This is a genomic window from Thermomonas mangrovi, assembly GCF_028201335.1.
In the GTDB taxonomy this organism is placed as follows: domain Bacteria; phylum Pseudomonadota; class Gammaproteobacteria; order Xanthomonadales; family Xanthomonadaceae; genus Thermomonas; species Thermomonas mangrovi.
Genome location: NZ_JAPEVV010000008.1, coordinates 116,941 through 128,969, shown reverse-complemented (window position 1 = coordinate 128,969; position 12,029 = coordinate 116,941). Strand labels below are relative to the sequence as shown.

Below are 12,029 nucleotides of genomic sequence, written 5' to 3'. Positions count from 1 at the left end.
GCCGCACTGCTGGCCGTCATCGGCTGCAGCACGGTCGCGCCGAGCCCCGAGCCGACCCTGTCGCCAGCCCGAACGATGGAGGAAGCCGGGCTGGTGGACCTGCGCAGCCTCGTGCCCGACCTGTCGCAGGACATCAAGTATTTCGGGCGCGACAACTTCGTCGGCGCACCGGTGGACGGCTACCTCGCGCCACGCTGCTGGCTCAAGCGCGAGGCGGCCGAGGCGCTGGCGCGGGTGGAGGCCCGGCTGCGCCAGCGCCACCAGCGGCTGCGGGTGTACGACTGCTACCGGCCCGCGCGCGCGGTGGCGCATTTCATGCGCTGGGCCAGCGATCCCGCGGATCAACGCACCAAGGCGACCCATTACCCGACCCTGCCCAAGGCCGCGCTGGTGGGTGAGTACATCGCCCCGGTGTCGGGCCACAGCCGCGGCGCGACGGTGGACCTCACCCTCTTGCAATGCGATGCGTCAGGCGCGGAGTGCCGCGCGCTCGACATGGGCACCGACTTCGATTACTTCGGCAGCCGCGCGAACACCGATGCTTCCGACGTCGATGCAGTCCAGCGCGCAAACCGCGGGCAATTGCGCGACGCGATGGCCGCGGAGGGCTTCCGCAACTACCCGATGGAGTGGTGGCACTACACGTTCCGCCCGGAACCGAGCCCCGACACCCTCTACGATGTGCCCGTGACCGCACCCGACACCCAGCGAGAGGCCCGGATCGATGCCCTGATGCAGCGCTACGACGGCGACGTGCCGGGCGCGAGCCTGCTGGTGCTGCAGGATGGACGCGCGCTGGTCGACCGCGGCTACGGCCGCTCGGACCTGGAGACCGGGATCGAGGCTGGCCCGGGCACCAACTACCGGCTGGCCTCGGTCAGCAAGCAGTTCACCGCGGCGGCGATCCTGCTGCTGGCCCAGGATGGCGTGCTCTCGATCGAGGATCCCGTGCGCAGCTGGCTGCCCTCGCTGCCAGCCTCCGCCGACCGGGTCACCCTGCGCCACCTGCTGACCCACACCTCGGGCCTGGCCGATTACGAAGACCTGATGCCGCCGGATGGGGTGCAGCAGATCCGCGATGCCGGCGTGCTGGCATTGCTGGAACAAGCCGCGCCGCCGTCGTTCACGCCGGGGACGGCCTATCGCTACAGCAACAGCGGCTACGCGCTGCTGGCCTTGGTGGTGGAGCGCGCGTCGGGGCAGGCGTATCCGGCCTTCCTGCGCAGCCGCATCTTCCAGCCGCTGGCGATGCACGACACCCTGGCCTACGTGGCCGGCGGCCCCGCGGTGCCGCATCGCGCCTGGGGTTACAGCCGACGTGGCGAGGACTGGGTGCGCACCGACCAGAGCGCCACCAGCGCGGTGCTGGGCGATGGCGGGATCTATTCGAACGTCGATGACCTGGCTCGGTGGGACGCAGCGCTGTACGACGACCGCCTGCTCTCGGATGCCTCGCGGGCGCTGGCGTTCGCCCCGCAGGTGGCGGTGGCGGGGGAGGGCATCGACGCGCACTACGGGTTCGGCTGGCGGATCACCGGCGACACCCAGTGGCATTCCGGCGAAACCATCGGCTTCCGCAACGTCATCGTGCGCTGGCCGCGGCAGCGCCTGACCGTGGTCCTGCTGAGCAACCGCAACGAAGACCCACCCTACGCGACTGCGCTGGCGGTCGGCGCGCTGTTCCTGCGCGACTGAGCCGGCTGCGGGCATGAAAAAAGCCGGCGCATGGCCGGCTTCCTTCGGATCGTGGTGGAGCCAGGGAGGATCGAACTCCCGACCTCGTCATTGCGAACGACGCGCTCTCCCAGCTGAGCTATGGCCCCACGAGGGAGCGCAAGTCTAGTGGAAGCCGGGGCCGGCAAGCAAGCGCCCGCCGGGCGCCCGGTCAGGCCCCGGTCCCGCGCTGGTGGTCCAGCACCAGCTGCAGCATCGCGCGGGTGCCGACCTTCAGCGCGTCCTCGTCCAGGAAGAACGCCGGCGAGTGGTTGGACGGCGCCCGCAGCGCGTCCTGCCCGCGTGGCGTGGCACCGACGAAGAAGAAGAACCCCGGCACCTCGCGGGCGTAGAAGCTGAAGTCCTCGGCGCCCATGTTCAGGTCCATCGCCACCACGTTGGCCTCGCCCACCGCCCTGCGCAGGCTGGGCACCACCCGCTCGGTCAGCGCGGGATCGTTGTAGGTCACCGGGTTGCCCGGCTTGTCCGGGATCTTCGCCACCACCGTCGCCCCGTGCGCGGCCGCGACCTTCTCGGCGACGTTGGCGAGGTCGGCGAACACCGCGTCGCGCATGCCGTCGTCGAAGGTGCGGATGGTGCCGATCAGCTCCACCGAATCCGGGATGATGTTGTAGCGGATGCCGCCCTTGATCGCGCCGAAGCTGACCACCACCGGCAGCCGGCTGATGTTCTGGCGACGACTCACGATGGTCTGCGCGGTGCCGATCATGTCGGCCGCGGCGACGATCGGGTCGATCCCGCCCCACGGCCGCGAGCCGTGCGTCTGCCGGCCCTGCACCACGATGTTGAAGCGGTCCGAGGCCGCCATCGCCGGGCCGCTGCGCCAGCCGACCTGGCCGGCGTTGAGCGTGCTGAACACATGCAGGCCGAAGATCGCCTGCGGCTTGAAGCCGGCGAACAGGCCCTGCCGCAGCATCTCGCTGGCGCCGCCGGCCTCGCCGTCGGGCGGGCCTTCCTCGGCCGGCTGGAACACGAACAGGATCTCGCCGGGCAGGTCGGCGCGCGCCTTGGCCAGCGCCTCGGCCACGCCCATCAGGATCGCCGTGTGCGCATCGTGGCCGCAGGCGTGCATGACGCCCACGGCCTCGCCGCGGAACGTCGCCGTCGCCTTCGACGCGAACGACAGGCCGCTGCGCTCGGTGACCGGCAGTGCGTCCATGTCGGCGCGCAACGCGATCCGTGGCCCCGGCTTGCCGCCGCGCAGCACGGCGGTGACGCCGGTGGTGGCCACGCCGGTGCGGATGTCGTCGAAGCCGAGGACGCGCAGGTGCTCGGCGACCTGGCGTGCGGTGCGCACTTCGCGGTTGCCGAGTTCCGGGTGCTGGTGGAGGTCGCGGCGCCAGGCCAGCACCTTGGCATCGACCGTCGCGGCCATCGCCTCGACCTGGGGATCCGCCGCCGAGGCGGGCAGGGACGACGTCGCCGCGAGCGCGGCGAGCAGCAAGTGGCGCATGGCGTGGTTTCCCCCGGGGTGACGGCGCGATCCTAGCGCGTCGGCGGGGCGGATTCGCCGAGCAGCGGCTGCAGCCGTGCCTGCAACTGGTCGCGGCGCCAGCCGGCCAGCGGGCCGGTCCAGCCGCCGCCGTCCTGCAGGCCTTCCAGCAGGCGGCGCGAGGCCAGCAGTCCTTCCGGCATGCCGAGCTCGCCCGCGATGGCCGCCACCGCGTCCTGCATCGCGCGTAATTGCCGCTTGTCGCGGTCGTCGCCGCGTGCCGGCGGCGCATCCGCTTCGTCGTCGAGCGGGGTCGACAAGGCCAGCCAGAGCGCGTCGCGCAGCCCGCGCGGGGCCTTCGGGGCGGCATCCAGCTGGGCGTCGAAGGCGCGGCGCTCGGCCGGGTTGGTGCGCGCCAGGGCCACCGCGAGTTCGTTGTCGAGGATCCAGCTGCGCGGCTTGTCGCTACGCCGGGCCTGCGCGTCGCGCCAGCGCAGCAGCCGCAGCAGGCGCACCTGGCCGGCGGCATCGAGGAACTGCGCACTGCGCATCGACAGGTGCGGCCAGCGCTCGCCGTCGTCGCTGGCCGCAGACGCCAGCAGGCGCGCGCCGTCTTCGGATTCCCACGCGCCGCGGCCGTTCGCCGCCAGCTGTGCCTGCAGGCTGGCGTGCAGGGCGTGCAGGTGGCGCACGTCGTCCGCTGCATAGGTCAGTTGCGACGGCGAAAGCGGCCGCCGCAGCCAGTCCGAGCGCGTCTCGCCCTTGTCCAGCGCGATGCCGGTCTCCGCCAGCACCAGCTTCTGGTAGCCCAATCCCGCGCCGAGACCGCACAACGCCGCAGCCAGCTGGGTATCGAACAGGGGCTGCGGCAGCACGCCGCAGAAGTGGCGGAAGGCGACCAGGTCCTCGCTGGGGCTGTGCATCACCTTGAGCACGGTGGGCGCGGCCAGCAGCGCGGCCAGTGGCTCGCGCATGCCGTCGACCAGCGGGTCGACCAGCAGGATGTCGTCGTCGGCGGGTCCAAGTGCGACCTGCACCAGCGCCAGCTGCGGCCAGTAGGTGCGTTCGCGGATGAATTCGGTGTCCAGCCCGATGACCGCGGGCAACCGTGCGAGGGACGCGTGCAACGCGTCGGGGGTGTCGATCCAGTGCGGCATCCCGGCATTATGCGGGTCGCGGCGGGGATCGCTTACCCTAACCGCGCCGGGCGCCGTCCCGGCGCATGTCACCGGAGCATGGAGCGAGGTTTGCGCGCAGGCTGGACCGCCATCGCCGTGATCGCCTGCGGACTCGCCGGATGCGGGCCGCGCGAGGCGCCCACGCCCGCGGCCGCGCCCGCGACACCGACCGGGACGGTGCGGATCAGCGGCGACGATGCGATCGCCGCCGTATTGAGCTGGTCGCTCCCGGCGGTCGAGCTTTCGCGCACGGAGGCCGCATCCGCCCGCCAGCGTGCGCGCAAGGCGCTGGCCGCCGGCGACCTGTTCGAAACCGCCGACGCCGCGATCCCGATCCTGTTCGGGTTGCAGCGCCTGCAACCGGGCGATGCCGGGGATGCCGCCCTGCTGGAGGAAGCGCGCGCGGCGCTGCTGGCGCAGGGCGAAGACGCGCTGCGCGCCGGCGACGACGACCTGGACGCCCTGCGCGCGGCGCAGCGACGGGGTGCGGTGCTGCGACGGCTCTGGCCGCAAGACCCGGCAGTGATGGCCTACCTCGCCCAGGTCGACCGCGCCGAGCGCGCCTGGGACTGGAGCACGCGCGGCGAGGCCTTGCTGGCGGCCGGCAATCCCGGTGCGCCGGGACGCGAGGACGAAGCCGGCGCCTACCAGGCGTTCGCCGAGGCGCTGGTGTTGGTGCCCGGTTCCGCGCGCGCGGCGCAGGGCATGGCCGCGGTCGAGAGCGCACTCATCCGGCGCGCCGAAGAGGCCGCGCAGGCCGGCGATTTCGCCCGTGCGCAGGCGCAGCTGGCGCTGGCCGCCCGGGTCCGCCACGACCCCGACACCATTCCCGCGGCATTGCGCCGCATCGATGCCATCCGCGGCGCGCGCGTGCGCTGGCTGCGCGACCAGGGGCTGATCGCGCTGGGCGACGCCGGCGGCCTGGACGTGGCGCGCGAGCGGCTCGCCGAGATGCTGCGGATCGCCGACCCGCGCGATCCGGCCAGCGTCGAATTGCGCAAGCGCATCGACCTCGTCACCCACTACGGGTTGTTCCGTCCCGGCCAGGTGTTCACCGACGGCATGCAGGACGGCTCGCGCGGGCCGGAGCTGGTGGTGGTGCCGCATGGCGCGTTCCGCATGGGCTCGGCCAAGGACGACCCCGAGGGCGACGATGCCGAGCGCCCGCAGCATTACGTCCGCCTCGACCGCGGTTACGCGATGGCGCGACGCGAGGTGACCGTCGGCGAATTCCGTCGCTTCGTGCAGGCGACCGGTTACGAACCGCGCGCCAGTTCGCGTGGCCACTCGATGGTGTACGACGGCCGCAGCGGCAACTTCGTGCGCGCCAGCGGGATCGACTGGCGCTCCGCCTACGACGGCCGCCCGGCGCGCGAGGACGATCCGGTCCTGCACGTCACCGCGCGCGACGCCGAGGCCTACGCCGACTGGTTGTCCGCGCAGACCGGCGCGCACTACCGGCTGCCCAGCGAGGCCGAGTTCGAGTACGCCCTGCGCGCGGGCGGGCAGGGCCGCTATCCCTGGGGCGATGCGCCGATGCCGCCGGCCGGCAGCGAGAACGTCACCGGCACCGCCGACGTGTCCCCGCAGGGGCGGCGCTGGAGCAATGCCTTCGCGGGCTACGGCGACGGTTGGTGGGGGCCGGCGCCGGTGGGCTCGTTCGCGCCGAATGCATACGGTCTTCACGACCTCGCTGGCAACGTCAGCGAGTGGGTGGCCGACTGCTGGCATGTCGGCTACCGCCGCGCACCGGCGACCGGCGCCGCCTGGGTCAACCCCGGCTGCCGCAACCGGATGTACCGTGGCGGTTCCTGGGCCAGCGCGCCGGCGCAGGTGCGCTCGGCGTGGCGCGCGTTCGGCGGCACCGATGCCACCAACGCGCGGATCGGGTTCCGGGTGGTTCGACAACTTTGACGATGACGGCGCCAGCAGGCGCGGGGAGCAGGCGATGCGACAGGATCCGTTCGGCAATCAGGGCGCGCCGCGCCGTCGGGGACTCGGGGGCGGCGGCCTGCGCATCTGGGTGCTGGTGGCGTTCGCGGCCTATGCCGCCTACTACTACTTCTCCAACCGCACCGTCGATCCCTACACCGGCGAGCAGGTGATGATCGACAAGAACCTGAGCGCCGCCGACGAGAACGCGCTGGGCCTGCAGGCCTACCAGGAGATCCTGAGCCAGGAGCGCCCGGTCGACCCCAATTCCGAGGTGGCGCGGCAGATCCGCTCGATCGCCGAGCGCCTGATCGCGCGGGTGGACGAGGTCGAGGCCGACCTCGCCGCGGAGAAGGGGCTGCAGGCGCAGAACTTCGCCGCCAACTTCGAGTGGCAGGTCAACGTGATCCAGTCCGACCAGGCCAATGCGTTCGCGCTGCCGGGCGGCAAGATGGCGGTCTACACCGGCCTGGTGCCGGTGGCGCGCAACCAGGACGGGATGGCGGTGGTGATGGGCCACGAGATTGCCCACGCGCTGATGCGCCATGGCGCGCAGCGCATGGCGCGCGGCAAGCTGGAGCAGATCGGGCAGATGGCCGGCGCCGCCAGCGGGATGGACGCCGGCACCCTGCAGACCGTGATGTCGGCGTATGGCGTCACCTCGGCCTTGCCGTACGCGCGGGCCCACGAATCGCAGGCGGACGAGGTCGGGCTGATGCTCGCCGCTGCGGCTTGCTTCGATCCGGCCGAAGCCGTGCCGCTGTGGGAGCGCATGGGCCAGATGAGCGGCGGCCAGAGCCCGCCGGAATTCGCGTCGACCCACCCCAGCGCCGAGTCCCGCATCCAGCACCTGCAGGCGCTGCAGCCCAAGGCGCTGGCCTTCCGGCAGAAGTATTGCGGCCAGGCCGGTACCGCAGCGGCCAACGGCTGAGGCGACCGCGCCACGGCGTCGCACGGGGACGGGCCGCAAGGCCCGTCCTGCGTTTACGGGGGTGGTTGACGCAGCTCGCATCCGTGGATTAATGTACTAACACGTTAATACATTGGATCACGATGAAGAGCCGGCCCTACAACCCGCCCAAGCGCCAGAGTGCCGCGGATTTCCGCGCGCTGGCGGAGGCGTTGGCCGCGCTCGACGATCCGCGCCAGGTCGCCGCGTTCCTGCAGGACCTGTGCACGCCGGCCGAGCTCGAGGCGATGTGCGACCGCTGGAAGGTGGTGCCGTTGCTGCGTGCCGGCGAGCCCTACCGCGGCATCCACGACAAGACCGGCGTCAGCGTCACCACCATCGGCCGCGTCGCCCGCACCCTGGAGCAGGGTGCCGGCGGCTATGCCGCCGCGCTCGCCGCGCACACTCCTTCCCATTGAGGTCACCGGCATGAGTCCCGTCGCCGCCCCCGGCGTGCGCGATCGCCTGCGCATCGCCATCCAGAAGAACGGCCGCCTCAGCGAGCCCGCCCGCGCCTTGCTGGGCAGTTGCGGCCTGTCGTGGCGGGAAAGCCCCGACAAGCTGTTCTGCTACGGGGACAATGCCCCGGTCGACCTGTTGCTGGTGCGCGACGACGACATCCCCGGCCTGATCGACAGCGGGCTCTGCGACCTCGGCATCGTGGGCCGCAACGTGCTGGCCGAGCAGGCGGCGGAGCGCGCCGGCGATGGCCGCGGCGCCAACTTCCGCGAGTGGCGCGCGCTCGGCTTCGGCGGCTGCCGGCTGTCGTTGGCGGTGCCGCAGGGTTGGGACTGGCAGGGCGCGGCGCAACTGCAGGGACGCAGGATCGCCACCTCGTACCCGGCGCTGACCCGCGCATGGCTGGCGGCGTCGGGCGTGCAGGCCGACGTCGTGGTGCTGTCGGGGTCGGTGGAGATCGCGCCGCGGCTTGGGCAGGCCGACGTGGTCTGCGACCTGGTCTCGAGCGGGGCGACGCTGGCCGCGAACCAGCTGGTGCCGGTGTGCGACCTGCTGCAGAGCGAGGCGGTGCTGGCGGGGCCGGTCGCCGACCTCGACCCCACCCTGGCCGAGACCGCGCAGATGCTGCTGCGCCGGATCGACGGGGTGATGCGCATCCGCGACAGCAAGCTGCTGATGTTCCAGGCGCCGCGCGCGGCGGTCGCGCAGGTGCTGCGCCTGCTGCCGGACGCGGAACCGCCCACCAGTTACCCGATGGAGGGCGAGGACATGCTCGCGATGCAGGCGCTGTGCCATGGCGTGGTCACCTGGCAGCGGCTGGAGGAGCTCAAGCGCGCGGGTGCGCGCGGGCTGATGGTGCTGCCGGTCGAGAGGATGCTGGCATGAAGCGCATCGAATGGTCCGCGATGGACGACACGACCCGCGCGCAGCTGCTGACGCGGCCGACGCGGTCGCTGGCGGCGGGGGTCAAGGCACGGGTGGAAGAGGTCATGGCCGACGTGGCCGCGCGCGGCGATGTGGCCCTGCGCGTGCTGACCGAACACTACGACAGCGTGCGCCTGGAGGCGTTCGAGGTCGATGCCGCGGAACGCGCTGCCGCGGTGGCCGCGGTGGGCCCGGCGTTGCGCGCCGCGATCGACGAGGCGGCGTCGCGCATCGACGCCTTCCACCGCGCCGGCATGCCGCGCGCGTACGCGCTGGACACCGCGCCGGGCGTGCGCTGCGAACGCGTGCTGCGGCCGATCAGCCCGGTCGGGCTGTACGTGCCGGCCGGCAGCGCGCCGTTGCCTTCGACCGCGCTGATGCTGGCGATCCCGGCGCAACTCGCCGGCTGCGGCGAGATCGTGCTGTGCACGCCGCCGCGCCGCGACGGCAGCGCCGATCCCGCGGTGCTGGTCGCCGCCACCTACGCGCCGAACGCGCGCATCTTCAAGCTCGGCGGGGCGCAGGCGATCGCCGCGATGAGCCTGGGCACGGCCAGCGTGCCGCGTTGCGAGAAGCTGTTCGGCCCGGGCAATGCCTGGGTCGACGAGGCCAAGCGGCAGGCGTCGGAGCGCCCGGACGGGCCGGCGATCGACATGCCGGCGGGACCGTCGGAAGTGCTGGTCGTCGCCGACGCCCGCGCCAACCCGGTGTTCGTCGCCGCCGACCTGCTGTCGCAGGCCGAGCACGGGCCGGATTCGCAGGTGATCCTGCTCAGCGACGATGCGGCCCTGCTCGACGCGGTCGCGGTCGAGGTCGAGCGCCAAGTCGCGGCACTGCCGCGCGCCGACATCGCGCGCAAGGCGCTGGCGCATTCGCGGCTGATCCGCGTGGGCGACATCGCCGAGGCGATCGCGATCAGCAACGACTATGCGCCGGAACACCTGATCCTGTCGGTACGCGAGCCGGAACGCTGGCTGGACGACGTGCGCAATGCCGGCACGGTGTTCCTCGGCGACTGGACGCCGGAGTCGCTCGGCGACTACTGCAGCGGCAGCAACCACGTGCTGCCTACCGGTGGCGCGGCGCGCGCGTGGAGCGGGCTGTCGGTGTCCAGCTTCATGAAGTCGCTGACCGTGCAGCACGCGACGCGTGCCGGACTCGGCGCGATCGGCCCGTGCGCGGTGACCCTGGCCGAGGCCGAGGGCCTGCAGGCGCACGCCCGCGCGGTGCAGTTGCGACTGGCGGCCGGCGCATGAGCACCGCGTCCCGCCTGCTGCGCGAGGACCTGCGCGATTTCGCCGGCTATGCCTCGGCGCGCTCGCATGCGGTGCAGGGCGAGGTCTGGCTGAACGCGAACGAGTCGGCGCTGCCCTCCGTCGCGGATCCCGACGGCACGCTGCGGCGCTACCCGGATCCCCAGCCGCAGGCGCTGCGCAGCGCCCTCGCGCGGCTCTACCGCGTTCCCACCGAGGCGCTGCTGGTCACCCGCGGCAGCGACGAGGGTATCGACCTGCTGCTGCGCGCGTTCTGCCCGCCGGGGCGCGGCGCCATCGTGATCGCGCCGCCGGTGTTCGGGATGTACGCGGTCTGCGCGCGCCTGCACGGTGCGCGTGTGGTCGAGGTCCCGGCGCTGGATACCGGCGAGGCCTGGCGCAGCGACCTCGGTGCGATGGCGAACGCCGCCGAAGCCTCGGGTGCCGGCCTGGTGTTCGTCTGCAATCCGGGCAACCCCACCGGCGAAGCGGTGCCGGCCGACGCGATCGAGGAGCTCGCCGCGCGGCTTGCCGGGCGCGCACTGGTCGTGGTCGACGGCGCCTATGCCGAATTCGCCGACGAGGTGCTGGACCCCGCGCTGCTGGACGCGCACGACAACCTCGTGCTGTTGCGCACCCTGTCGAAGGCGCATGCGCTCGCGGCTGCGCGGATCGGCAGCGTGCTCGCCTCGCCGGAAGTCGTGCGCCTGCTGCAGCGTTGCCAGGCGCCGTATCCGCTGGCGCAACCGGCAGTCGCGGCGGCGCTCGCGGCGTTGGCGCCATCGTCGCTGGCGCAGGTTGCGGATGGGGTGGCGCAGGTGCGGGCGGAGCGCGCGCGCCTGCAGGCCGCACTGGCGTGCCTGCCCGGGGTGCGCGCCGTGTATCCCTCGCAGGGCAATTTCGTGTTGGCGCGGTTCGACGATGCGCAAGCCGCCTACGAGGCGCTGCTCGCGGCGGGCGTGGTGGTCCGCGACATGCGCGCCACGCCGGCGCTCGGCGATGCCCTGCGCATCAGCATCGGCACGCCGGCGCAGGACGATCGCGTGCTTGCGGCGCTGTCTGCCATGCGGAGGGCGGCATGAGCGCGCCGGTACCGGTACTGTTCGTCGACCGCGACGGCACCCTCATCGCCGAGCCGGAGGATTTCCAGGTCGATGCCTACGCGAAGCTGCGCTTCGTCGACGGCGTGATCCCCGCGATGCTGCGGTTGCGCGACGCGGGCTGGCAGTTCGTGATGGTCACCAACCAGGACGGGCTGGGCACCGAGGCCTTCCCGCGCGACGCGTTCGAAGGCCCGCATGGGCTGATGCTGCAGGTGTTCGAGAGCCAGGGCATCCGCTTCCGCGAGGTGCTGGTCGACACCAGTTTCCCCGCCGACAAGGCGCCGACCCGCAAGCCGGCGACCGGGCTGGTGACCCACCTGCTGCGCGACCGCGGGATCGATTGGGCGCGCAGCGCGATGGTCGGCGACCGCGAGACCGACATCGCCTTCGCCGGCAACCTCGGCATCCGCGGCTTCAAGCTGCGCAGCCCGCAGTTCGGCGATGGCGTGTCCTGGGCCGACATCGCGCATGCGCTGGTGGACGCGCCGCGGATCGCGCGGGTGGCGCGCCGGACCCACGAGACCGACATCGTGGTCGAGGTCGACCTCGACGCATCCCCGAAGCCGGAGGTCGCGACCGGGCTGGGCTTCTTCGACCACATGCTGGAGCAGCTCGGCACCCACGGCGGCTTCGGCCTGCGCCTGCGTTGCAGCGGCGACCTGCACATCGATGAACACCACACCGTCGAGGACTGCGCGCTGGCGCTGGGCCAGGCCCTGCGCGAGGCGCTGGGCGGCAAGCGCGGGATCGCCCGCTACGGCTTCGTGCTGCCGATGGACGAGGCGCAGGCCACCGCCATGCTGGACCTGTCGGGGCGTCCGTACTTCGTGTTCGAGGGCACGTTCGCGCGCGAGCGCGTCGGCGACCTGCCCACCGAACTGGTCGCGCACTTCTTCCACTCGCTGTGCCAGGCCGGCGGCATGACCCTGCACCTCGCGGTGCGCGGCGACAACGCCCACCACCAGGTCGAGGCCTGCTTCAAGGCGGTGGCGCGTGCCTTGCGGATGGCACTGCGCCGCGAGGGCGACGCGCTGCCCAGCAGCAAGGGCGTGCTGTGAGGCGGCG

Annotated in this window: 10 protein-coding genes and 1 tRNA gene; 8 read left to right on the top strand and 3 right to left on the bottom strand. The window is 72.6% G+C overall.

Annotated features, from left to right (window positions below; genetic code table 11):
* Positions 1-75: 75 nt before the first annotated feature.
* On the top strand, positions 76-1,695 hold the full coding sequence (locus ON759_RS14030; protein WP_425608481.1) for a serine hydrolase: 1,620 nt from the start codon (positions 76-78) through the stop codon (positions 1,693-1,695).
* A gap of 52 nt (positions 1,696-1,747) precedes the next feature.
* Here the strand turns inward: ON759_RS14030 and ON759_RS12305 are convergent.
* The 3 genes from ON759_RS12305 to rnd all read right to left on the bottom strand — a co-directional run bounded on the left by ON759_RS12305 (position 1,748) and on the right by rnd (position 4,323).
* A tRNA-Ala gene (locus ON759_RS12305) sits at positions 1,748-1,823 on the bottom strand.
* Between the two features lie 62 nt (positions 1,824-1,885).
* Positions 1,886-3,187 carry an amidohydrolase gene (locus tag ON759_RS12300; RefSeq protein WP_271680687.1) on the bottom strand — a complete coding sequence of 434 codons (1,302 nt, stop codon included), beginning with the start codon at positions 3,185-3,187 and terminating at the stop codon, positions 1,886-1,888.
* A gap of 32 nt (positions 3,188-3,219) precedes the next feature.
* Positions 3,220-4,323, bottom strand: coding sequence for a ribonuclease D (rnd, locus tag ON759_RS12295; RefSeq protein ID WP_271680686.1), 1,104 nt, complete (start codon positions 4,321-4,323; stop codon positions 3,220-3,222).
* Between the two features lie 78 nt (positions 4,324-4,401).
* Between rnd and ON759_RS12290 the strand changes: the two genes are divergently transcribed.
* The 7 genes from ON759_RS12290 to hisB all read left to right on the top strand — a co-directional run bounded on the left by ON759_RS12290 (position 4,402) and on the right by hisB (position 12,022).
* A complete protein-coding gene (locus ON759_RS12290) occupies positions 4,402-6,258 on the top strand; it encodes a formylglycine-generating enzyme family protein (RefSeq protein ID WP_271680685.1) in 1,857 nt (618 codons plus the stop codon).
* A gap of 34 nt (positions 6,259-6,292) precedes the next feature.
* Positions 6,293-7,207 (top strand): M48 family metallopeptidase, encoded by a 915-nt coding sequence (locus tag ON759_RS12285; protein ID WP_271680684.1) that lies wholly within the window; start codon positions 6,293-6,295, stop codon positions 7,205-7,207.
* 122 nt (positions 7,208-7,329) lie between these two features.
* Positions 7,330-7,644, top strand: coding sequence for a YerC/YecD family TrpR-related protein (locus tag ON759_RS12280; RefSeq protein WP_271680683.1), 315 nt, complete (start codon positions 7,330-7,332; stop codon positions 7,642-7,644).
* Between the two features lie 10 nt (positions 7,645-7,654).
* Positions 7,655-8,569: an ATP phosphoribosyltransferase gene (gene hisG, locus ON759_RS12275; RefSeq protein WP_271680682.1), complete on the top strand. Its 915-nt coding sequence runs from the start codon at positions 7,655-7,657 to the stop codon at positions 8,567-8,569.
* Positions 8,566-9,864, top strand: a complete 1,299-nt coding sequence (hisD, locus tag ON759_RS12270) for a histidinol dehydrogenase (RefSeq protein WP_271680681.1) — start codon at positions 8,566-8,568, stop codon at positions 9,862-9,864. Before hisG ends, hisD begins: the two co-directional genes overlap by 4 nt.
* Complete coding sequence (hisC, locus tag ON759_RS12265; RefSeq protein WP_271680680.1) at positions 9,861-10,943, top strand: histidinol-phosphate transaminase; 1,083 nt, start codon at positions 9,861-9,863, stop codon at positions 10,941-10,943. Before hisD ends, hisC begins: the two co-directional genes overlap by 4 nt.
* Positions 10,940-12,022, top strand: coding sequence for a bifunctional histidinol-phosphatase/imidazoleglycerol-phosphate dehydratase HisB (gene hisB / locus ON759_RS12260; RefSeq protein ID WP_271680679.1), 1,083 nt, complete (start codon positions 10,940-10,942; stop codon positions 12,020-12,022). The genes hisC and hisB overlap by 4 nt, the downstream gene beginning before the upstream one ends.
* Positions 12,023-12,029: the final 7 nt, after the last annotated feature.

Bases quoted from the DNA above. Each gene is read 5' to 3' on its own strand.
- hisD (WP_271680681.1), top strand. From the start codon at position 8,566: ATGAAGCGCATCGAATGGTCCGCGATGGACGACACGACCCGCGCGCAG.
- ON759_RS12280 (WP_271680683.1), top strand. From the start codon at position 7,330: ATGAAGAGCCGGCCCTACAACCCGCCCAAGCGCCAGAGTGCCGCGGAT.
- ON759_RS12290 (WP_271680685.1), top strand. From the start codon at position 4,402: ATGGAGCGAGGTTTGCGCGCAGGCTGGACCGCCATCGCCGTGATCGCC.
- hisB (WP_271680679.1), top strand. From the start codon at position 10,940: ATGAGCGCGCCGGTACCGGTACTGTTCGTCGACCGCGACGGCACCCTC.
- ON759_RS12300 (WP_271680687.1), bottom strand. From the start codon at position 3,187: ATGCGCCACTTGCTGCTCGCCGCGCTCGCGGCGACGTCGTCCCTGCCC.
- rnd (WP_271680686.1), bottom strand. From the start codon at position 4,323: ATGCCGCACTGGATCGACACCCCCGACGCGTTGCACGCGTCCCTCGCA.
- ON759_RS12285 (WP_271680684.1), top strand. From the start codon at position 6,293: ATGCGACAGGATCCGTTCGGCAATCAGGGCGCGCCGCGCCGTCGGGGA.
- hisC (WP_271680680.1), top strand. From the start codon at position 9,861: ATGAGCACCGCGTCCCGCCTGCTGCGCGAGGACCTGCGCGATTTCGCC.
- hisG (WP_271680682.1), top strand. From the start codon at position 7,655: ATGAGTCCCGTCGCCGCCCCCGGCGTGCGCGATCGCCTGCGCATCGCC.
- ON759_RS14030 (WP_425608481.1), top strand. From the start codon at position 76: ATGGAGGAAGCCGGGCTGGTGGACCTGCGCAGCCTCGTGCCCGACCTG.